Origin of the sequence: Lysinibacillus sp. FJAT-14745 (genome assembly GCF_001275675.1) — a bacterium.
Classification (GTDB): domain Bacteria; phylum Bacillota; class Bacilli; order Bacillales_A; family Planococcaceae; genus Lysinibacillus.
The window spans coordinates 125,021-147,920 of the sequence record NZ_LITM01000006.1; the positions used below are offsets into that span (position 1 = coordinate 125,021).

The 22,900-nt window shown below is 38.6% G+C and carries 18 protein-coding genes and 1 riboswitch; of the genes, 15 read left to right on the plus strand and 3 right to left on the minus strand.

The features are described from left to right. From AMS59_RS10635 to AMS59_RS10670, 8 genes are all read left to right on the plus strand, one after another. Complete coding sequence (locus AMS59_RS10635; RefSeq protein WP_053483732.1) at positions 1 to 1,017, plus strand: thiamine pyrophosphate-dependent dehydrogenase E1 component subunit alpha; 1,017 nt, start codon at positions 1 to 3, stop codon at positions 1,015 to 1,017. Further along, a complete protein-coding gene (locus AMS59_RS10640) occupies positions 1,017 to 2,000 on the plus strand; it encodes an alpha-ketoacid dehydrogenase subunit beta (RefSeq protein ID WP_053483733.1) in 984 nt (327 codons plus the stop codon). The genes AMS59_RS10635 and AMS59_RS10640 overlap by 1 nt, the downstream gene beginning before the upstream one ends. Before the next feature lie 494 nt (positions 2,001 to 2,494). Then, positions 2,495 to 3,838, plus strand: coding sequence for a dihydrolipoamide acetyltransferase family protein (locus AMS59_RS10645; RefSeq protein WP_053483734.1), 1,344 nt, complete (start codon positions 2,495 to 2,497; stop codon positions 3,836 to 3,838). 120 nt (positions 3,839 to 3,958) lie between these two features. Then, positions 3,959 to 5,662 (plus strand): methylmalonyl-CoA mutase family protein, encoded by a 1,704-nt coding sequence (locus AMS59_RS10650; protein WP_053483735.1) that lies wholly within the window; start codon positions 3,959 to 3,961, stop codon positions 5,660 to 5,662. Continuing rightward, a complete protein-coding gene (scpA, locus tag AMS59_RS10655) occupies positions 5,659 to 7,812 on the plus strand; it encodes a methylmalonyl-CoA mutase (RefSeq protein ID WP_053483736.1) in 2,154 nt (717 codons plus the stop codon). Before AMS59_RS10650 ends, scpA begins: the two co-directional genes overlap by 4 nt. Beyond that, a complete protein-coding gene (meaB, locus tag AMS59_RS10660; protein WP_053483737.1) occupies positions 7,812 to 8,909 on the plus strand; it encodes a methylmalonyl Co-A mutase-associated GTPase MeaB in 1,098 nt (365 codons plus the stop codon). Before scpA ends, meaB begins: the two co-directional genes overlap by 1 nt. Before the next feature lie 189 nt (positions 8,910 to 9,098). Then, entirely contained in the window at positions 9,099 to 9,539 is a 441-nt protein-coding gene (locus AMS59_RS10665) for a BrxA/BrxB family bacilliredoxin (protein WP_053483738.1), read from the plus strand. Between the two features lie 522 nt (positions 9,540 to 10,061). Further along, positions 10,062 to 11,039, plus strand: a complete 978-nt coding sequence (locus AMS59_RS10670; protein ID WP_053483739.1) for an aromatic acid exporter family protein — start codon at positions 10,062 to 10,064, stop codon at positions 11,037 to 11,039. A 20-nt stretch (positions 11,040 to 11,059) separates the two neighbouring features. Here AMS59_RS10670 and prli42 read toward each other — a convergent pair whose 3' ends face one another. Next, positions 11,060 to 11,155 carry a stressosome-associated protein Prli42 gene (gene prli42, locus AMS59_RS25105; RefSeq protein WP_156304613.1) on the minus strand — a complete coding sequence of 32 codons (96 nt, stop codon included), beginning with the start codon at positions 11,153 to 11,155 and terminating at the stop codon, positions 11,060 to 11,062. A 125-nt stretch (positions 11,156 to 11,280) separates the two neighbouring features. Between prli42 and mce the strand changes: the two genes are divergently transcribed. The 3 genes from mce to AMS59_RS10685 all read left to right on the plus strand — a co-directional run bounded on the left by mce (position 11,281) and on the right by AMS59_RS10685 (position 14,365). Next, entirely contained in the window at positions 11,281 to 11,694 is a 414-nt protein-coding gene (mce, locus tag AMS59_RS10675) for a methylmalonyl-CoA epimerase (RefSeq protein WP_053483740.1), read from the plus strand. 5 nt (positions 11,695 to 11,699) lie between these two features. Next, positions 11,700 to 13,247 (plus strand): acyl-CoA carboxylase subunit beta, encoded by a 1,548-nt coding sequence (locus AMS59_RS10680; protein WP_053483741.1) that lies wholly within the window; start codon positions 11,700 to 11,702, stop codon positions 13,245 to 13,247. A gap of 152 nt (positions 13,248 to 13,399) precedes the next feature. Next, on the plus strand, positions 13,400 to 14,365 hold the full coding sequence (locus AMS59_RS10685) for a hypothetical protein (protein WP_053483742.1): 966 nt from the start codon (positions 13,400 to 13,402) through the stop codon (positions 14,363 to 14,365). 537 nt (positions 14,366 to 14,902) lie between these two features. Here AMS59_RS10685 and AMS59_RS10695 read toward each other — a convergent pair. Next, complete coding sequence (locus AMS59_RS10695; protein WP_053483744.1) at positions 14,903 to 15,580, minus strand: class I SAM-dependent methyltransferase; 678 nt, start codon at positions 15,578 to 15,580, stop codon at positions 14,903 to 14,905. A gap of 655 nt (positions 15,581 to 16,235) precedes the next feature. On the opposite strand from AMS59_RS10695, the gene AMS59_RS10700 reads away from it, so the two are divergent. From AMS59_RS10700 to AMS59_RS10715, 4 genes are all read left to right on the plus strand, one after another. Continuing rightward, positions 16,236 to 17,351: a M20/M25/M40 family metallo-hydrolase gene (locus AMS59_RS10700; RefSeq protein ID WP_053483745.1), complete on the plus strand. Its 1,116-nt coding sequence runs from the start codon at positions 16,236 to 16,238 to the stop codon at positions 17,349 to 17,351. Positions 17,352 to 17,376: 25 nt separating this feature from the next. Beyond that, the gene (locus tag AMS59_RS10705; RefSeq protein ID WP_053483746.1) at positions 17,377 to 17,865 is read left to right on the plus strand and encodes a chemotaxis protein CheW; all 489 of its coding nucleotides are present in this window, start codon (positions 17,377 to 17,379) and stop codon (positions 17,863 to 17,865) included. Between the two features lie 294 nt (positions 17,866 to 18,159). Further along, a riboswitch (cyclic di-GMP riboswitch) is annotated at positions 18,160 to 18,248 on the plus strand. Between the two features lie 44 nt (positions 18,249 to 18,292). After that, positions 18,293 to 19,180, plus strand: coding sequence for a hypothetical protein (locus tag AMS59_RS10710; protein ID WP_053483747.1), 888 nt, complete (start codon positions 18,293 to 18,295; stop codon positions 19,178 to 19,180). Between the two features lie 535 nt (positions 19,181 to 19,715). Continuing rightward, a complete protein-coding gene (locus AMS59_RS10715; RefSeq protein WP_053483748.1) occupies positions 19,716 to 21,374 on the plus strand; it encodes a hypothetical protein in 1,659 nt (552 codons plus the stop codon). 436 nt (positions 21,375 to 21,810) lie between these two features. Here AMS59_RS10715 and AMS59_RS10720 read toward each other — a convergent pair whose 3' ends face one another. Next, a complete protein-coding gene (locus tag AMS59_RS10720; protein ID WP_053483749.1) occupies positions 21,811 to 22,506 on the minus strand; it encodes a potassium channel family protein in 696 nt (231 codons plus the stop codon). Positions 22,507 to 22,900: the final 394 nt, after the last annotated feature.

A 22,900-nucleotide genomic window follows, 5' to 3' on the forward strand; every position in this document is an offset into this window, starting at 1 on the left:
ATGCAAGATGTTCAAATCAAGCATGAGGATTTAGGTTTATCAAATGAAGATGTACTTGCAATGTTCGAAACGATGTTAATGGCAAGAAGACTAGATGAACGTATGTGGTTATTAAACCGTTCTGGTAAAATTCCATTTGTTATTTCTTGTCAGGGTCAGGAGGCAGCGCAAGTAGGGGCAGCCTTTGCTCTTGATCATAACAGAGATTATATTGCACCTTACTATCGTGATATGGGTGTTGTTTTACATTTTGGCATGACGCCAAGAGAATTGATGTTATCTGCGTTTGCCAAAGCAGAGGATCCAAACTCAGGTGGGCGTCAAATGCCAGGTCATTTTGGACAAAAGAAAAATCGTATTTTAACAGGCTCTTCGCCAGTTACTACACAAGTTCCGCACGCGGTAGGGGTAGCTCTAGCAGGGCGTCTACAAAAAGAAGATTTTATTACTTTTGTTACGCTTGGTGAAGGTTCTTCTAACCAAGGTGATTTCCATGAGGGTGCGAATTTCGCTGGAGTGCATAAGCTTCCAGTCATTATAATGGTAGAGAATAATCAATACGCAATTTCTGTGCCAGTTGAACGTCAATTAGGCTGTGCGAAAGTGTCAGATCGCGGTATTGGCTATGGTATGCCAGGTGTTACTGTTGATGGGAAATGTCCGTTACAAGTCTATAAGGTTGTGAAAGAAGCAGCTGATCGCGCACGTAGTGGTGAAGGTCCTAGCTTGATTGAAACAGTGACTTATCGCTTAACGGCTCATTCTTCGGATGATGATGATCGTCAATATCGCACTGCCGAGGATATAGCGGAAGGAAAGGCGAAGGATCCCGTTTTGTTATTTGAAAAGTATCTAATGGATGCTGGAGTTATGACAGAACAGCTACGTGCTGAAATAGAAGAGCGTGTCATGGCCGAGGTGAATGCAGCAACAGATTATGCAGAAGCTGCTCCGTATGCAATGCCAGAGCATGCTTTGAAATACGTATATGCACCAGCGGACGGAGGTGACGTGTAATGGCAGTAATGTCTTATATTGATGCGATTACATTAGCGATGAAGGAAGAGATGGAACGTGATGAACGTGTTTTCATTTTAGGAGAGGACGTTGGTCGTAAAGGCGGGGTTTTCAAAGCAACAACAGGTCTTTACGAGCAATTTGGTGAACATCGGGTACTTGACACGCCTCTTGCAGAAAGTGCTATTGCAGGTGTTGGTATTGGTGCTGCGATGTATGGAATGCGCCCAATTGCTGAGATGCAATTCGCTGATTTCATCATGCCTGCCGTCAACCAAATTGTTTCTGAGGCAGCGAAAATCCGCTATCGTTCAAATAATGACTGGTCTTGCCCAATGGTTATACGTGCACCATTTGGCGGAGGTATTCACGGAGCGCTCTATCATTCGCAGTCTGTCGAGGCACTTTTTGCAGGAACACCAGGGTTAAAAATTGTTATACCTTCAACACCGTATGATGCAAAAGGTTTGTTAAAAGCAGCAATCCGTGATGAAGATCCAGTACTGTTTTTTGAGCATAAGCGTGCATATCGACTCATTAAAGGTGAAGTCCCAGTAGATGATTACACTTTGCCAATTGGTAAGGCAGATGTTAAGCGGGAAGGGGAAGATGTTACTGTCATTACGTATGGTTTAGCTGTCCATTTCGCATTACAAGCAGCAGAGCGCCTAGCGGCAGATGGTATTTCTGCCCATATTCTTGACCTACGCACGGTATACCCACTTGATAAAGAAGCAATCATTGAGGCGGCAAGTAAAACAGGCAAAGTTTTACTAGTTACCGAGGATAATAAAGAGGGCAGCATTATGAGTGAGGTTGCAGCAATCATTGCAGAGCATTGTTTATTTGAGCTCGATGCACCAATTCAGCGCCTTGCAGGACCAGATGTTCCAGCTATGCCATATGCACCAACGATGGAAAAATATTTTATGATCAACCCTGATAAAGTAGAGCGTGCGATGCGAGAACTTGCAGCATTCTAATATAGAAGAGCTTAAAAGTTTATACCTCTGGCAGATTTACAAAATTTTACTGGAGGTAAAACGTTATCTACTCATTGTAGTAAATAGAAATTTATGAAAAGTTATAATCCGTGTGATTGTTTATCTACGCGTCATAGCCTAAAGCTTATAAATATCACAGGTATTTTAAGACTCTTCATCGAAAGCTCGGGGTGACATTTCTTAAAACGTTATGTCATGTATATAAGTTGATTGGAGTGGAGACTGGGCGACTCCTTGGGGATTAGCGTCACAGATGAGACCCTGGAGCGAGCTTTGCGAGTGAAGCGGCTCATCGGACGCCCCCAGGAAGCTTTGCTCTGTGCGAAAGCGTAGTGCTAACGTAGCGGCAGCAACAAAGCGCACAGTCGGAACGGAAATCAACCCCCACTTTATTGTGATGAGTTTATTATAAATATGATAGTATTTCGATAGATACAATTACACCTAGGCATAATTGATGGGGGGAATAGATGATGGCTATTCAAAATATTACAATGCCACAGCTCGGCGAAAGTGTAACAGAAGGTACGATTGAAAAATGGCTTGTCAAGCCAGGCGATACGGTAAAAAAATATGATCCTCTAGCAGAAGTTGTAACAGATAAAGTAAATGCAGAAATCCCGTCTTCTTTTGAAGGAGTTATTACAGAGCTACTTGCAGAGGAAGGGCAAACGTTACCGGTTGGTGCAGTCGTTTGTTGCGTTGAAATCGCAGGAGACAGTGAGTTGCCTCCTCCGCCTCCACCGAAAAAATCAGCGGTAAGTACGGCAATTTTAAATGCTGGCGTACAAAAGAAACAGGAGACACAGCAGCCAGCTACTGCTATAAAAGCATCGCAAAAAACAGTTCGCCAGGATAAAGTACGTTATTCACCTGCAGTTCTTCGACTTGCACAAGAGTATGAAATTGCACTTGATCAAATCACAGGTACTGGTGAAGGGGGACGTATTACAAGAAAAGATCTAATGAAACTGATTGCAGCAGGAAATGTGCCAACTTCTTTAGTTGAAACACCGCCTGCAGTCGATTCAGTCGTTCCACAGTCAGCACCTGTTGCAGCACCTGCATCACAGGAAAATCCTAAATCAGCCATATCTGCACAACCAATTCAAGCGGGTGATATTGAGATTCCAGTAACGAAGGTGCGCCGTGCTATCGCTAATAATATGGTACGCAGCGTTCATGAAGTGCCACATGCATGGATGATGATGGAAGTAGATGTTACAGATTTAGTAACATATCGTGATAGCATTAAGGCAGAGTTTAAACAAAAAGAAGGCTTTAATATTACGTATTTTGCTTTCTTTGTAAAAGCCGTTGCTCAAGCTCTAAAGGAATTCCCGATGATGAATTCCATGTGGGCAGAGGACAAAATTATTCAAAAGCATGACATAAATATTTCCATTGCAGTCGCAACAGAGGATGCATTATTCGTTCCTGTTATAAAACACGCAGATGAAAAATCGATTAAAGGTATTGCGAAGGACATTCATGAGCTTGCGACGAAAGTTCGTGCCGGAAAACTAACGATGGATGATATACAAGGTGGCACATTTACGGTCAATAATACGGGTGCATTCGGCTCTGTACAGTCGATGGGCATCATTAATTATCCACAAGCGGCTATTCTTCAAGTGGAAAGTATTGTAAAAAAACCGGTTGTTTTACCTGGTGGAATGTTCGCTGCACGAGATATTGTGAATTTATGTTTATCTTTAGATCATCGTGTTCTTGATGGACTTGTCTGTGGTAAATTCCTAAATAGAGTAAAAGAAATACTCGAAAATACAAATATATCTTCAACGTCAGTCTACTGATGACTTGTCGGAAGCCTGTTATATAACGGTTTCCGATTTTTTTTTGCTTTCCGAGTCGCAATTTGTCATGTAGAATAACAAATAGAAACTACTAAGGGGGGAAGCTGATTAAGCGTCCGCATGTCAAACAACATGAAAAATATTGAATTTGAAAAGCCATCCTATTCAGAATGGCAAGATGCAGCAATCAAGGCTTTAAAAGGGAAACCATTCGAGTCTCTTTTAACGAAAACGAGTGAAGGTATTACATTAGAACCTCTTTACACCCAAGAAAGTTTAGTAGCAAAACTTGGTGAAGAACTTGATAAACAAGTTGCTACAATCCGTTCCCTACAAAATAACGAAGCATTTCGAGTAGCACAGCAAGTATATGCTGATACAAGCGAGGCATTTTTTGCACAGCTTGATGATAGCTTAGCTCGAGGCAATGAAGTAGTAACAATTGATAGCCGTGTGAATTTTGAATGGACTGAAGAAGTATTGGCACAATTAGCGACTTATTTCTCTGAATATTCGTTTAAAATTACGGTTGAAAATTCAAATGATCCATTATTAGCAGTGTTCGACAAAATAGCAGTTAATCAGCGAGAAACTGTAAAAGGTTTCATCGTATCGAAAGACCCGATCTCTTTAAATGAATACCCGAGCGTGCGCTCAGTCGGTGCAGACACGACGGTTTATCATAATGAAGGAGCAAATGCTGTGCAAGAGTTAGCATATGCACTTGCATTAGCCGCAAAATACGCAAAACAAGAAGAAAGCTTTGAAGCGTTCGCGAAGAAATTTTATGTATCCTTTGCAGTTGATACACAGTTCTTTACAGAAATTGCAAAACTTCGTGCCTTTAAAGTACTTTGGAAAGCGTTCTCATCCGCTTATGGAGTAGCTAATTGCGTAAAAGTTCCAACTATTGCCGAAACATCGTTAAGAAGCTTCTCGAAGCTAGATGTTTATGTAAACTTATTACGTTCAGCGAATGAAGCACTTTCTGGCTTAATTGGCGGTGCGGATGTCTTTACAGTTCACCCTCATGATGCATTAACGAAACCAACAGATCAATCGGTTCGTATTGCACGAAATGTATCGTTAATCTTAAAAGAAGAAACAAATGTTTTAAAAGTTATAGACCCAGCTGGTGGCTCTTACTTTATTGAGTCATTAACAGCAGATTTTGTGAAAGAAGCTTGGGCATTATTCTTAGAAATTGAAGCAGCTGGAGGCATTGACGCTTACACTGCATCTGGAAAGCTTGCGGAGGAACTAGAAAAATCCTATCAAGCTCGTATCAAGGCGGTGCAAACGCGTAAGCAATCATTAATCGGTACAAATATTTATGCTAATCCAGCAGATGTATTTGAAAGCGAAACAAACCCAGCGTTTGCAGAAATTAAGCGAATTGCTAAACCTTTTGAGCAATTACGTGCGGAAATGACAGCGGCAAATGTGAAAACTGGAATCCTAGCATTAGGTACACTAAAAAGCTCAAAACCACGTGCCGATTTCGTGTCAGGTTTCTTAAACACTGTAGGTCTAGTACCAGAAAAAAGTGAGCCAGTTGCTACAGCTGAAGAAGCATTAGCTTGGTTAAACGCTACAGAAGCAACATACGTGGTAATTGCAGGTAATGATGACAATACTAAAGAATTACTACCAGCAATTTTAGCAGGCAAACCAGCTAACGTAATTGTTGACGTTGCAGGTAAATTTAAAGACGAAGAAGAAGCTTGGTTAGCAAACGGCTTAAACGGCTTTATTTTCGCAGGACAGAACATCATTGAAAAATTAAATTCAGTGTTCGCTAGCATGAAGGAGGTCCAACGATGAGCAAGCCAAATTTTAGTGCAGTTGAAATCGAAAAAGTTTTAGCAGCTGAGGCACCTCAAGCGTCAGAAGAAAAATTCATGACCAATGAAGGTATCGAAATTAAAGATATATACACAAAAGAAGATATTAAAGAGGCAAAACATTTAAATGATGTTGCAGGTATAGCACCAAATACGCGTGGTCCATACCCTACTATGTATGTAGCTCGTCCTTGGACTGTTCGCCAATATGCTGGTTTCTCAACAGCTGAAGAATCAAATGCATTCTACAAACGTAATCTAGCGATGGGTCAAAAAGGACTTTCCGTTGCCTTTGACTTAGCAACTCACCGTGGCTATGACTCAGATCATCCTCGTGTAACAGGGGATGTTGGTAAAGCCGGAGTAGCGATTGACTCTGTAGAAGATATGAAGATTTTATTTGACCAAATTCCTTTGGATCAAATGTCCGTTTCAATGACAATGAATGGTGCAGTATTACCAGTTCTTGCATTCTATATCGTTGCTGCTGAAGAGCAAGGAGTTACACCAGACCAATTAGCAGGTACAATTCAAAACGATATTTTAAAAGAATACATGGTTCGTAACACATATATTTATCCACCAGCAATGTCGATGAAAATTATTGCAGACATTTTTGAATATACAGCGAAGTATATGCCGAAATTTAACTCCATTTCGATTTCTGGTTACCATATTCAAGAAGCTGGGGCAACAAATGACATTGAGCTTGCTTATACATTAGCAGATGGTCTTGAATATGTGCGTACAGGGCTAAAGGCTGGAATTGATATTGACGCCTTTGCACCGCGTTTATCATTCTTCTGGGCAATCGGTATGAACTATTACATGGAAGTTGCAAAAATGCGTGCAGCACGTCGAATTTGGGCACAAATGATGTCCACGTTTAATCCGAAAAACCCTAAGACATTAGCACTTCGTACACACTCACAAACATCTGGTTGGTCTTTAACAGAGCAAGATCCATTTAACAATGTGGCACGTACATTAATCGAAGCGAATGCGTCTTCAATGGGGCATACGCAATCACTGCATACAAATGCACTTGATGAAGCGATTGCTCTACCAACAGATTTCTCTGCACGTATTGCACGTAATACACAGCTGTTCCTACAAGAAGAAACGGCAATGACGAAAGTCATTGATCCGTGGGGCGGTTCGTACTATGTGGAAAAATTAACAGACGAAATTACAAAATCTGCGTGGGCATTAATCGAAGAAATCGAAGAACTTGGCGGTATGGCGAAAGCGATTGAAACAGGTCTTCCAAAAATGAAAGTCGAAGAGGCTGCGGCAAAACGTCAAGCGAAAATTGACTCTAAAACAGAAACGATCGTTGGTGTAAACAAATATCGTTTAGAAAAAGAAGAACCTATCGACATTCTTGACATTGATAATACATTAGTTCGTCAAAAGCAAATTGAACGTTTAGAAGCAATGAAGGCAGCTCGTGATGAAGCGGAAGTACAAAAACATCTAGCTCGATTAACGAAAGCGGCGCAAGATGGTGAAGAAAACTTATTAGCAATAGCAGTTGATGCAGCGCGTGCTCGTGCTTCTTTAGGTGAAATTTCTGATGCAATCGAAGTTGTTTCAGGTCGCCATAAGGCAGTAATTCGTTCAATCTCTGGCGTTTACTCAGCAAACTTCTCAGATGAAGAGCAAATTGCTGAAATGAAACAAATGACAGAGGAATTCCTTGAAAATGAAGGTCGTCGCCCACGTATTTTAGTAGCGAAAATGGGACAAGATGGACATGACCGTGGTGCGAAGGTTGTGGCAACGGGATATGCTGACTTAGGCTTTGACGTAGATATTTCACCATTATTTATGACACCTGCTGAAGCAGCTCAAATGGCTGTAGAAAACGATGTTCATGTCATTGGTGTATCTTCATTAGCAGCTGGTCATAAAACATTAGTTCCTGAATTAGTAGCAGAGTTAGAAAAACTGGGCCGCGAAGATATCATTATTATTGTTGGAGGCGTTATTCCAGCACAAGATTATGAATTCCTATATGAAGCTGGCGCAGTAGCGATTTTTGGACCTGGTACAGTTATTCCTGTATCGGCGCAAAAGATTATTGAAGAAATTTACAAACGTTTAGGCTACGAGGAAGTGTCTGAATAATGGACAAAAACAATGGAATGCCTGAAAGTGCGCTATTTGTTATGGACGGAGTAGAGGCAACTCACGACGGAATGCAATATGGTACACCGAAAAAATTCCGAAAGAAAAAAGCAGACAATGTAAACATACAGGAGCTTGCACGAGAAGTACGTGCAAGCTCTCGTACACACTTGTCAAAAGCTATTACACTCATTGAAAGTTCAAATGCGACACATAAAGTGCAAGCACAAGAACTCTTACAGGAGCTGCTACCACATACGGGAAACAGTGTTCGTATTGGGATCACAGGTGTTCCAGGTGCGGGAAAAAGTTCGTTCATTGAGGCTTTCGGAACGATGCTTTGTGAGATGGGGAAAAAAGTGGCAGTCCTTGCGATTGATCCAAGCTCTTCTTTATCGGGAGGAAGTATATTAGGCGATAAAACCCGAATGGAGGAGCTCGTGAAAAAGCCTAATGCATTTGTTCGTCCCTCTCCATCAGCTGGTACCCTAGGGGGTGTTCATAAAAAGACACGTGAGACGATGCTTATTTGTGAAGCGGCTGGCTATGATGTCATTTTAATAGAAACAGTCGGTGTTGGACAAAGTGAAACGTATGTCCGGGGTATGGTTGATTTCTTCTTGCTGTTAGTTTTAACAGGTGCCGGAGATGAGCTACAAGGCATGAAAAAGGGCATTATGGAGTTAGCAGATGCCATTGTTGTTCATAAGGCTGATGGTGATAATGTCCGTCTTGCTAAAAAAACAGTATCTGAGTACAAGCAAATTTTACATTTCTTACAGCCTGCAACTCCGGGTTGGATGTCCACAGCAATGCCGGTAAGCTCGTGGGAAAAACGTGGTCTCGACAAAGTCTGGAGTACGATAGGGGAGTTCAGACAAATCGTTGAGGCCAATAATTACTGGTCAATTAGACGCCAAAATCAGACGAGAGATTGGTTCCAATCGATGATTACCGACCATTTAATCGATATGTTTTATGGTAATCCAGAACGTAAAGCACAGGTGCAACTTTTAGAACGTCAAATTTTAAATGGACAGTTGACAGTCACACAAGGTGTAGATCGTTTATTTAGCGATGAACAATCACAGAAATAATATGATCCTTAATATGAGCAACTAGGTGCACAAATTCGTCACTAACTGCTATGATAGGAGATGTATGAGCGTTGAATATCTAAAGCTAGTAAGTTAACTTCTTTCAGCTGAAAGAAGTTAAAGCCTTCGGATGCAATTATGCTGCGGCATAATTAAGGATGACGCGAACTTGAAAGGAGCTATCGCTATATGAACATGGATTACGATTTATTTATGCAAGAAATTTTAAAAACAGCACGTGCAGAAATTGAGGGTGCTGGTTATGAGCAGCTTCGCACACCAGAAGCTGTTGAAGAGGCGTTTGCTCGTCCAGGTACAACATTAGTCATGGTAAACTCAGTATGTGGCTGTGCAGGCGGTATCGCACGTCCAGCAGCAGCACAATGCGTACATTACGATAAACGTCCAGACCATCTTGTAACAGTATTTGCTGGTCAAGACAAAGAAGCAACTGCAGCTGCTCGATATCACTTCGGTGAAGATCATTTACCATCCTCCCCATCATTTGTGTTATTAAAGGATGGCCAAGTAGTAGCAGAAGTTGGACGCTATGAAATTGAGGGGCATGACCCAATGTCAGTAGTAACAAACCTACAAGCAAACTTTGAGGAATACTGCGACGAACTTTAATTTTATGAGTTAAAAGAGGAGCTATTAGTAAGCCCCGCAGCTACAAAAACATCTGCGGAGGCTTACTGCTTAGCCATGATAGTTGATCCCCGATTAGCATGACTCCATAGATAACCTTCTTTTATATTCAATATATTAGTCAATTGACATTCGGAATATTTGTAATATTGGCTAAATGATTCACCTATAGTTTGAAATGAATAAAATTAACAGGTGTGTTGATTAGAAATATTGGGCATTATTGTGGTGAAACCCATTATTTTTCTAAAACTATATAGTGCGGCTCATCACCAAAAGTTGTGGGTGACATTTGTAAAAACCTATTCAATGAATATTAGTTGATTGGAGTGGAGGCTGGGCGACTCCTTGGGGAAAAGCAAAAGAGGAACGAAGGCTCATCGGACGCCCCTAGCCGGAACGAAAATCAACCCCACGTTATGGTGATGTGCCTATGTTTGTAGTGATATATAGCCTTCAACACATTTGTAAAATTAGAGTACTGAAAGATAGGAGGCAGTCGACTTGAAGAAGTTTTCAATCGGCTATCGTACATTAAAAACGGCATTTGGTACAGCAATCGCTATTGCCATTGCCCAATACTTTGAATTAGCTTCTTATGCATCTGCTGGTATTCTAACAATATTATGTGTACAGCCAACGAAGAAAAAATCTCTTCATGCGGCTTATACACGATTCGTCGCAAGTATTATCGGTATGCTTTATGCATTTTTGAGCTTTGAGCTATTTTCCTATCATCCGCTTACATTAGCAGGTATGCTGATCGTTTTTATACCAACAATTGTGTCATTAAAAGTAGCGGATGGCTTTGTCTCTAGTGCAGTTATTATCATGCATATTTATGCGGCTAAAAGCTTTTCATGGGCACTTGTTTCTAATGAATTCGCATTAATGGCAATTGGGTATGGTACGGGAATAGCTATAAATATGTATATGCCAGACATTCAAAAGGAATTAAATTACTATCGAGTTAAAATTGAGGAACTTTACAGTAAGATTTTTTTAGAAATTGCCAACTATTTAAGAGAAGGCGATACATTGTGGGATGGGCAGGAAATTATTGACGCGATACAAGCATTGAATAGTGCGAAATCCCTAGCGTTTAAAGATGTTGAAAATCATTTTACGAGACGTGAAAATGACTACTACGTGTATTTTGATATGCGTGAACAGCAGCTAGAAATTATCGATAGGGTTCTTCCGAAAATAACGGCACTTCCTGTTATAGTACAAGAGGCGGTTATCGTTGCTGACTTTTTACAAGACCTCGGTGAGCATGTTCATTCAGGAAATACGGCTAGTCATTTTAGAGAGAAATTAGAGCAAGTAAAGCGAGATTTCGCTCAATTACCTTTACCGAAAAATCATGAGCAATTTCTAGCGCAAGCGGCACTCTATCAATTTATAGAGGAAATGGATCGATATTTAGAAATTAAGCAGTCTTTCAAGGGGTTGAAGGTAAAGAAAGAGCGCCCGCAGTAATGCGGACGCCTAGCTTTTCATTATACTAGCATTGATAAGCCGAATGCTAGAGATGAGATTACCATGATTGCGATCATCGTATAAACAACGATTTTCTGAAATTTTTTATTACTCATATGCTCGTTCGCTCCTTCTTTTCTTATAAATAGTTTAGCAAATCTGAAAAATTTCTCAAGTAGTAGAGTTTTGACGAAAAAATCTGTAAAATAGAATATGTACCATAACAGAAGGAGATGTCACCATGGAGAGAGTAGATCATATTGGGATTGCAGTGCGCGATCTTGATGAACGCATTACATATTATACAGCAACTTTAGGCTTAAAGTTGCTGAAAGTGGAAGAAGTAGAATCTCAACAGGTTCGTGTTGCATTCATTGATGCGGGTAATGTAAAAATTGAGTTATTAGAACCGATGAGTGAAAAAAGTACTATTCACGGATACATCGAAAAACGTGGAGAAGGTATTCACCATGTAGCTTTCGGTGTAACAGGTATTCGTGAGCGTATGGCAGAGCTTCGTGAAAAAGGCGTACGTCTTTTATCCGAAGAGCCAGGACCAGGTGCTGGTGGTGCAGAGGTTGCTTTCATGCACCCGAAATCATCTTTCGGTGTGTTATATGAATTATGCGATAAAAGTGGAAAAGGGGATAAGTGATCAGTATGGATATGTTCGACAAAATTAATGACTTGTATGACCGTAAGACAGTAATTGAACTTGGTGGCGGCTATGAGCGCATCGAGAAGCAACATGATAAAGGCAAATTAACTGCTCGTGAGCGTATTGAATTATTACTAGACGAAGGTACATTTTTCGAGATCAACCCATTCATTACACACCGTACAGTAGACTTCGGCATGGACAAGATGGAAGGTCCTGGTGATGGTGTAGTAACTGGTTTCGGTAAAATTAACGGACGATCAGTATACTTATTCTCTCAAGATTTCACAGTATTTGGTGGAGCACTTGGTGAAATGCACGCAAAAAAAATGGCAACAGTGATGGATCTAGCTGCAAAAAATGGTACACCATTTATCGGTATTAATGATTCTGGTGGTGCTCGTATTCAAGAGGGTGTACTTTCACTTGATGGTTATGGCCATATTTTCTATCGTAATGCAATCTACTCCGGGGTAATTCCGCAAATCTCAGTGATCATGGGACCATGTGCTGGTGGGGCGGTATATTCTCCAGCAATTACAGACTTTATTTTAATGGTTGATAAAACATCTCAAATGTTTATTACAGGACCTAAAGTTATCGAAACGGTAACAGGTGAAAAAATCTCTGCTGAAGATTTAGGTGGTTCTAAAGTAAACAATGCTGTAAGTGGTAACGCACACTTCCGCGCACCATCTGAAGAAGAAGCAATCGATCAAATTAAGAAGCTATTAAGCTACTTACCACAAAATAATAAAGAAAAAGCTCCGCGCCAGGCACGTCCAGAGGGCGATGACTATCGTCCAGAAATCGTGGATGCTATACCAATTGAAACAACTCGTCCTTATGATGTACGTAGAGTTGTCGAGCAAATAGTGGACGAAGGCTCATTTATGGAAGTTCACTCAGAATTTGCGAAAAACGTAGTAGTTGGTTTTGCGCGTATTGCTGGTGAATCAGTTGGTCTTGTATGTAACCAACCTAAAGTATTAGCTGGTGGGTTAGATATTGATTCTTCAGACAAGGCTGCTCGTTTCATTCGTACTTGTGATGCTTACAATATACCAATCATCACATTTGAAGACGTTTCTGGTTTCTTCCCAGGTGTTAAACAAGAGCATGGTGGTATCATCCGTCACGGAGCGAAAATCCTTTATGCATACTCAGAAGCAACTGTACCAAAAATTACAGTGATTCTACGAAAAGCATACGGTGGTGCATACGTTGCCCTTAACTCTAAATCAATTGGGGCGGACTTAGTATTTGCTTGGCCTAACGCAGAAATTGCTGTTATGGGTGCGGCAGGTGCAGCGAACATTATCTTCGCACGCGAAATTGCAAAATCAGAAGATCCAGAAGCAACACGTGCTGCAAAAATTGAAGAATATAAAGAAAAATTCGCAAACCCATACGTTGCGGCATCTCGCGGTATGGTAGACGATGTTATCGATCCACGTGATACACGTATTAAGCTAATTCAAGGGCTAGATATGTTATCAAACAAACACGAAACACGTCCAGAGAAAAAGCACGGAAATATTCCTCTATAAGAATTGTACAAGTCTAGTATCCTTTGGGATTACTAGGCTTTTCTTTTTGATTTGTACGAACTTTAGATAATAAAAGATTTTATTAGAGATGATAGATAATTGAAACAAAACCTCACTTCATCCGTACATATATGTAAGAGGAGTTGAGATGAATGGAATGGAAACAATTACAAAAAGAGCAAGAGATGATTCATGCACAATTAAGAACTGTTAGTAGGTTAAGTGAACAAAAGATTTTAATCGAAAAGCAAATCGATCGTGCACAACAGGAAACTTACAAACATTCTAAAGCACTCAATCAAATTCGTTTGAAACTCGATAAGTTAGAAGGCTTTTCTTTTATGAATATGATTCGTACGTGGACAGGGCAACAAGATGAGCTACGTGCAGAAAAAATTGATAAAGCGGCCATTCTTGAATTAAAAATAAATGAAGCAAAGAAGATGGAAGTAGATTTGACAGATGATTTAGGGCAAATAAACACTAAACTTACTCAAATTGATGAACAAGAGTTGCAAGAAGTTTTAAGCCAATTAAATGTAAAAAAGAAATGCTATTTACAAATACATGAGCCTGAACAGGCAAAAAGGCTTGAACAATTAGCGCATGAAGAAATGTTAACGAAACAACTAATGACAGAGATAGGGGAAGCAGAAGAGGCTGGTGAAGCAGCACTTACAAAACTTGGACAAGCTGCAGAGTCCTTACATTCCGCAAATGGTTACTCAGCTTGGGATACGTTCTTTGGTGGGGGACTGATTGCTACACATTTAAAGCATGATGCACTTGATAAGTCCGAAAATTATCTTCATAATGCTCAAATTGCGTTACAGCGTTTCCATAATGAACTACTGGATGTACATGAAATGTCAACAAAATCATTACCAGTTGAGACAGATGGATTTGTAAAATTTGCGGACTATTTCTTTGATGATATTTTTTCAGCTTGGTCTGTCCATTCTAAAATATCTACCGCAAGAGAGCAGGTTTCTCGTGTACAAGATGATGTACATAATACGATTTGGCGTCTACAGGATAAACATAATAAGGTAGATGATTATTTGGAGTCTCTACAAAAAGAAAAAGAAGCGATCTTTCAAAACGTAGATATAAAGTAACCTGTGAAAAGAATTTTCTCTTTCACAGGTTTTTTTCTTCGTTCAGCAATCAATAAGTATTGCTCTGCGGCAAAACGAGGGGTTGATGTCCGTTCCGACTGGAATACAACTATTACGAAACGTTCATTCTGTGTTTCGTAATAGTTCGGGGTTTTCTGTTTATATTCTTTGCTAATTTAAAAATTTTCCGTCTTTCATAAGGGACAAATTAGTTATGTCCCAGCCTCTTTAATGTTATAAGCGGTTTTCTTTATTCCGCAATCTGGTCGTTAGCTGAATAAATTGGTTATATAATTTCCGTTGAAAAATAAGATTAAGTCTCCAATTGCTCCAATACAAAAAAATATAAAATAATAACTTGCAATTGTCACCTGTTTGTTAAATAGTTCCTTGAGTGCTTGAATAAACAACTCGTCAAACTTAAACCAACTTAATATCCAACTAGTAAAAAGAAAACTTATAATCATCATTTCCTTTTTCTGCCCCCCCTATTATATGAACCTTTTAGTAAATACATCTTTTTTGTTTATTGATTTCTTAAATCTTTTGCACAACAACAGCTTTTGAAAACGGAAATGTATAAAAAAATTGCTTTATTTCTACGCGATTGGAAACTGAATTCAATATTTGAATGTATTCAGCAGTTTTACTGAAATCAGAAATGACTAATCGACCATTTGGGCTTAAAACTCGCCACATTTCAAGAATCGCCTTCCTTCTTCCTTCTACACTTTTAATGTTATGGACTACGAAGTTTGAGACAACAACATCGAAACTTCCGTCCGAAAATGGAAGTTCTCGAGCGTCAGCATCCACGATGTCGATTTCTGCCACACTTTCAGCAACCATATTAGCTTGTAGTTTAGCTTTTCCATTCCCTCCCAAATCCCATTTTGACCAAACATCAGTGGCTGTCACCTTACAACCCCTTTGAGATGCGGAAATAGCTAAAAGTCCACGACCTGTTCCCACATCAAGAAGTTCATCACCTGATTTAGCTTGTGCAAGGCTCAAAATCACCTCTCTGTGTGCGATTTTGATTGCTGTTGAGTATGTAAACATCCATAGGCCCGTCACAAGACAAATCAAACCATAGCCCAATACAAACCCATTGACTGAACCAAACACACCCGATAACGTAAATACCAGCCCGATAATAATTAAAAAGGCCACCCAAAATGGAGCGTCAACCCCATATCGCATGGTAATTTTCATTTATCTTGACCTCCTTTTCTACCCTGTATACGAAAAGCACTACATAGTGTTTTCAATAAAATGACCCGTATGTTGCATACTGATTTTTTATATTTCCATATTATAACGTCAATACCTTTAATGAAATTCTTGTATAAGCCTGTATTGATTGTAGGTAACTGTTCTCCATATTAGTTCAGTGACGATTTCATGCTTCTATAAGTAGTTTATGTTCATTATACATTAGATTTTCTAAAAGTATTGATTTTATTAGTTTTTAATCGCATATTGGAGAGTCTGAACATATGTCCTTTTGAAGTGCTTTTTTCATTTTAAGGAATGAAAAAAATTAAAGGAGTGCAACAAAATGACACAAGAATTTACTTTATTTGATGAACTAACGTCAACAATTTAACTACCAGGTAATGAACGAAATTTTGCACTATCGTACAGGAAGTGGCACTAAACAAGCCGAGGTCCTACTTGTGGTTAATGAAGTTCAAAAGGAAACAGCATTAGCAATTGCAAATGAGTATCTACTACAAGGTCTTTTTAAAGGCATTGAAATTATAGCGTAGTTCCAGTAAGCGAATTATTTCAACTCTTTAAACGTTGTGCTAAAATAATACATATACTATAACGTGGAAAAACACGTAAACTAAGGGAGTCCTACAACATGACAAGTCGTTTAGTAGAAGAGTTTTTTGAGCTCGTACAAATCGATTCAGAAACAAAACATGAAGAAGTGATTGCGCCGATTTTAATCGACAAATTAACAGCGCTTGGTTTTACAGTAGAACAAGATGATGCACATACTCGTAACGGGCATGGAGCAGGTAATATACTTGCTACGCTAAAGGGTTCATTAGATATCGAACCAATTTATTTTACTTCTCATATGGATACAGTTGTCCCAGGGAAAGGGATTAAACCTTCTCTTCGTGAAGATGGCTATATCGTTTCAGATGGTACAACAATTTTAGGTGCTGATGACAAAGCTGGTATCGCCGCATTATTTGAAATGGCTAAACGCTTAAAAGAGCAAAATATTGAACATGGTGATATTGAATTTATTATTACAGCTGGCGAGGAAAGTGGACTCGTTGGCGCTAAAGAGTTAGATCCTTCTAAAATTAAAGCAAAATACGGCTTTGCTGTAGACAGTGATGGCAAAGTAGGCGGAATTGTAACTGCAGCTCCATTCCAAGCAAAAATTTTCGTTAAAATAATTGGGAAAACAGCGCATGCTGGTGTTGCTCCAGAAAAAGGAGTTTCTGCGATTACGGTTGCTTCCAAATGTATTGCACAAATGAAGCTAGGTCGATTAGATGAAGAAACAACAGCAAATATTGGCCGCTTTGAGGGTGGTCAGGCAACAAATATTGTGTGTGACGAAGTAACGATTCTTGCAGAGGCTCGTTCGATCGACCAAGAGAAGCTAGATGCACAAACTAAGCACATGCAGGAGACGTTTGAGCAAGTTTCTGCTGCATTAGGTGCAAAGGCTGAAGTTGAAGTGAAGCTTATGTATCCTGGATTCCGTGTAACAGAATCAGATAAAGTTGTTCAAGTAGCGATGGTAGCTGTACACAACATCGATCGCACACCAAAGCTTGGTATTTCAGGCGGAGGTTCCGATGCTAATGTTATTGCGGGCTTTGGCATCCCAACAGTAAATCTTTCTGTTGGGTACGAGGACATTCATACAACAAATGAAAAAATCCCAGTCGAAGAATTAGAAAAATTAGCAGATTTACTTGTTGAAATCGTCAAAGAGTCTGCGAAAAAATAACAACAAGAATCGAGGATGTGACCGCATGGAAAGTGTAAAGGCAGTAGTTTTTGCTTGTGGTACAGAGGAATATGCAGTGCCTGTTGAACAAGCGATTTCGATTGAAAAGTTAGAGCAAGTAACACCGATTCCTCACTTGCCTAATTATCTTCTAGGCTTCACAAGAATTCGTGGCGAGCTTGTCCCTGTGCTTGATTTTGAGCGTATTCTTTATAATCGTTCTTCTAATGCTGCAACAGCACGGATTATAGTGTTGAACACGGATGTTGTGAATTATGGATTACTTGTAACAGAAGCTCGTGAAATTCTTGATTTTGATGAGTCAGTATTAAAGCAGATGGGACTTGTCAATTATTCAAAAACACGCTATTTTACAGCTGTGGCTAATCTTGAAAATCGCATGATCACATACGTAGACCCGAAAATACTGGTAAATTCGTTAGAAGGTATTCGTGAAATTATTAATTATTTGCACAAAATGCTTGAAAATGAAAAAGAAAACGTAGAGGCATAAGTTTTTATAAAAGAATAATACACATCATAGTTGAAGATTTAGACAGAATTACAAATATGTGATTCTGTCTTTCTTTTTAGTTAAAAATATCGAAAGGAATCTTTATCTCTAATTTTGCACTCCATTATCTTCATTCGCTACACGTACCTCTTTACTATCAGTATAATTACTTATTTCTAATATAGTAAAAATAACCTGTGTTCATATCCTCATATTTGAAAGTTATCAATTAAATTATGCGATTTACCTACAGACATATACATTCTAACATCGTATTATGTATGGTAAGAAATCTACTGTAAAAGGCAAACTTCATCGAAAGGGAAGGACGCAAAGCCATGAGTCTAAACACTATTGTAGTGCATGATTGTCAGGTTGCCAGGTTCTGTTCTATGAGCCTCTGGCAAATAGAATGGAGATGTAATATATGGTAAGTCGTTCACTATCAAAAACAATCATTGCTTTTATAGTAACAATTGTAAGTACGCTAGGATTAACAATGGGAAAGGTAGACGCAATGGCCATGCAAGATAAGGCTACTTGGTTATGGGATACGACAAAGATTGTCGAAGATGAATCAGGAGTACTGTCATTTTTAGAAAGCAAACATATTAATAAATTATATTTACAAATTAATAGTGATATAGCAAGTAACTATTACAAAAGTTTTATCGATAAAGCAACAGCAAAAGGTATAAAAGTCTATGCGTTGGATGGTTCAGCAAGCTGGGTTTCAGCAGAGGGCTATGAAATGCAGGATCAGCTGTTTGATTGGTTACATACATATAATGAAAATGCAGCAGCAACAGAGCAATTTTCTGGAGTCCATCTTGATGTAGAGCCCTACTTAAATAGTGGTTGGAGCTTGAACCAAGGAAACACAATTGAGTCCTATCAAGCGCTTCTTACTAAAGCGAAAGAGGGGACAGAGCAATTACAAATACCTTTGGAAGTCGATATGCCATTTTGGTTTGATGAGATAGCTTTTAGCAACCAGTATGGCAATGGTATTTTAGCTGAATGGGTTATCGATCAAGTTAATAGTGTCTCGATTATGGCCTATCGAGATACAGCTAAAGACATTATCAAAATAGTGGAAAATGAAATAGAGTATGCACAAAAAGTAAACAAATCAGTTGTTATTGGCGTAGAAACAGGTGCCTCTGATGAAGGGAAAAATATTACCTTTTATGATAATGGAGAAGCCTATATGAATAAACAATTAGCACGTGTTCATCAACATTATGCCAATAAAACAAGCTATAGTGGTTTTGCCATCCATCATGTTGATAGTTGGATGAATATGCAGCCGTAAAAAATCCTCTCCAGTACTCTGTAAAATCAAAGACAAGTGAATGTATGCTTTGTTGCTGACGCTTCGCTTTCGCACAGTTAAAACATTGTTGCTGACGCTTCGCTCCAGGGTCTCGGGCCAACAGATGTTTTTTGTGCGAAAGCGTAGTGCTAACGAAGCGTCAGCAGCACGATGTTGGTAATGAAGGCGTTATCACAGGATGTGATGGTTTTAGCCTTCGTTCCTCTATTGCTGATCCCCAAAGAGTCGCCCTGCCTCCACTCCAATCAACAATATGCAGGGCGTATATTTTAAAAAATGTCATCCACAACTTTTGGTGATGATCCCCAAAAAATTTATCGTTTATAATAAAGATTGATAATTTGTAATAAAGTTTGATAAAAATCACCTCTTGAGTTTCTAAGAAGTGATTTTTTATTGGATATTTATGTTAAAATGAAGGGATGTATTTAAACTAACAGTGCAGGCTACTTTAAGATGGATTGATAATTTTTTTCTAATTGGGAAAATTAATTAGAAAAGAGGTGAATTTATCTTGAAAGAACTGCATTTACTGATTTTAGTCATATCATTAATGACTTTGAGTTCTTTTGAAGCTTATGCACAACCTAAAGAATGCCCAGAGTTAAATGGGCTACAAGAAACACTGTTAAATGATAAAAAAGTGGTGTTAGCAGCCTTAAAAACATTAATTCCTAAAATTTACAAGTTCGGAGATTATCCTAATATATATTCAGAACGGAATGTATTCACAGCAGTACCTTTTCCAATGACGGTTGGTAAGAAAGAAGAAGTTCTTGTAAAAATGATTGATCGTGAAGAAATCGCTTCAGATGGTGAAATTACGTTAAAAGAAGCGATTAACATTGGACTCCAGCGAGCAAAAGAATGGAATGTAAACGCAACACTTACAAGCGTAAACAGTGTGGATGAAACGATGAGAGGCTCGAGAGGAGGAACAGGGAAACGCTTTAATTGGTTTATGATCTTTATAGTTCCAGGTACAGATGATTATGTACTAATTGGTATCTCAGAAAAGAAAATTACTGTGTTTAGACCAAGTAAGCAATCTCCGAGTCCAACAATACCCTACAATGAGATTAAGTTGGATAGCGCGGACGTTCTTCAACTAGCAAAAGATAAATACGGACTAAAACCAGGAAAAGATTGGGCAACAGGATATCATTTTACACTTGATAGTATCGATGGTATGCCTATTCTAACAGTGTATGGAAATGATCGAGATAACCGTTTTACTCGAATTTCATTCAATGCCCGAAACGGAGAAGTGGTCAGTGCCATTCATAAATTACCATACGGTGGAGGATTAATATCCAAACATATTGGCATCGATAATCTAACAAAAAAAGGGATGGCGATTACGGGGATTGTCGCTGGAAATAACAATTTAGTGGTATGGGGAGACAAAAATCCAACACAATTTAGTATAACCAAGCAACCTTTTATTGAATGGAGCCATAACAATGGAGAATCATGGACAGAACTCCAAGTTAATAATTATGTAACACATGCGTGGTTTGATATGAATGATCAATTATATGCAGCAACGGAAAAAGAATTATGGGCAGGTATTACAGCAAAAAGTAAAGGAACGAAAATCCTTTCATTAGACCATACGATTGAGAACGTCGATTATTCAATCAACAACCATATAGCTGTAATATCAAATGAAAAGGTTTACTATTCGACCAATCAAGGGGAGAGTTGGGAACAAGCTATAGTTCCTAAACCATTTTATGTGGTTCAAATATCGGATAATGGTGATTTGGTAGGATTCACAGAAGAAAAGAAGATTTTGCAAAAGACAAATGATGGGTGGAACGAGATAACTATGCCAAATAGTTATGATGAACCTCTAGATATGAAAGTGATTAATAATAGGCTATTTATTACCACACAAAGTGGAATTTGGATCCGAGATCTTCAAGAGGGGAATTGGAGAAAAATTAAAGTTGATGAAGTGGTAGTTAAACTTATTAAAAAAGGAGAGAAATTATTCGGATATACACATAGAGGTGAAGCTATTTATTCCATCAACACGAAAGATGAAAGAAGACCTGAAAAAGTGTTTGATGCGATTGATTCCATCGTTTGGGATGTGGATATCATGGGAGATACGTTATGGATTGCGACTATACCAGATTATTCGTGGGAAGAAATGAAGATTCCGTAGAGATGATAAAAATTTGAAGTGTATCCATGAAAAAGATATATAGTGAAACATTTCATTTAAACTAATAAGAGGCTGGGACAAAAATCTTTAATGAGCTGCAGTTTTGAGATTTGTCGAGAACTTTTGATTGTTTATCGACCAACTTTATCGATTTATCACCTAACTTTTTTAATTTATCGACCAACTATTTTAATTTATCTACCAACTTTTGAAAAATATCGACATCTACCTTCATGCAACACTTTCATACCGCACTAATAACTTACGTCGCTTATGACATAAGCATATTTTTAAACGCAAAATTTAACATCGAAAAAACGCGAGAAATCAACGTTTCTAAATTGATTTCTCGCGCTTTTTAAGGTTTTGACCAGTTTTGTCCCAGCCACTTGTTGTTAAATTGGGCGCATCCGTTGGCTAACCCTTCAGCGTATATTCATAATTTCCTTTTCAAGAATAACTGGATAAACTCAATATCCTCTTTTGTTATGTCTTCAATCTCATCAATCGACTGAATTACTTTCATGACTTGCTTATCTCGAGAATCTTTAGGTTTATTACTAAAATAATTAGTAACTGCAGATGTGAATATACCGACAATGCCAATCCCCACCATTAGTAATATAGCAGCCATTAATCGACCTACTACGGTAACAGGTGCAATATCTCCATATCCAACTGTAGTTATTGTAATCAAACCCCACCACAACGCTTCAGTGTAAGTTTCAATTGCCGGTTCAACTATAGCAATCGGGATTGGTATGACAAATAACATTGCGACACCAAACTTGAAAGCTGTGGCTAATTCATTCGTTTTTAACACCGCATAAAAAGGTTTAAAATAACGAGAACTGATGCCAAGTAATTGAAGAACTTTAAATATACGGACGAGTCTAGCTGCTCTTAAAAGGGAATCGAAAGGGATTATAGCTACTAACTCTAAGGGATGTTTCTTTACATAGTGCCACTTGTTTTTTGCTCGTGCAAAACGAACAATGTAATCCACAACGAATATGAGCCAAATAGTTTGTTGAAAAATCACAAATCGTTTATCAACCATGAGAGCAAGGGCTACTGAGATAAGGATTAACACAATCATAAAAATTTCATATGTAATTACAAGCTTTTTCACTAAGTCGACCGCCTATATCAAGTAGTTTAATAGTCATATATTTCATATTATACTTCTAAATTTAAATCCCTGCCAATTTCCACCTTTAAGATCTTGAATAATACCATTACGGTGTGATGTTGATGGATTTGAAGCGACGAAACTAATAATACCTAGTGCAACAACACTCATTTTTTGCTGTAGTAAATGCAGTCATTTGTGGTAGAAAAAAAGGATAGATAGAGCGAATTAAATCAAGCTCTTCTATCCTTTAAATTTCTACGTATATAATGTGTGACATTATATATGATTTCACTATTTAAAATAGTTTTATCCTATATCAGGTGTGTTGATTAACCATTTTTATACATCCAAAGAGGCTGATTTCCGCTACGGGCTACTCGCTTTCCTGCGG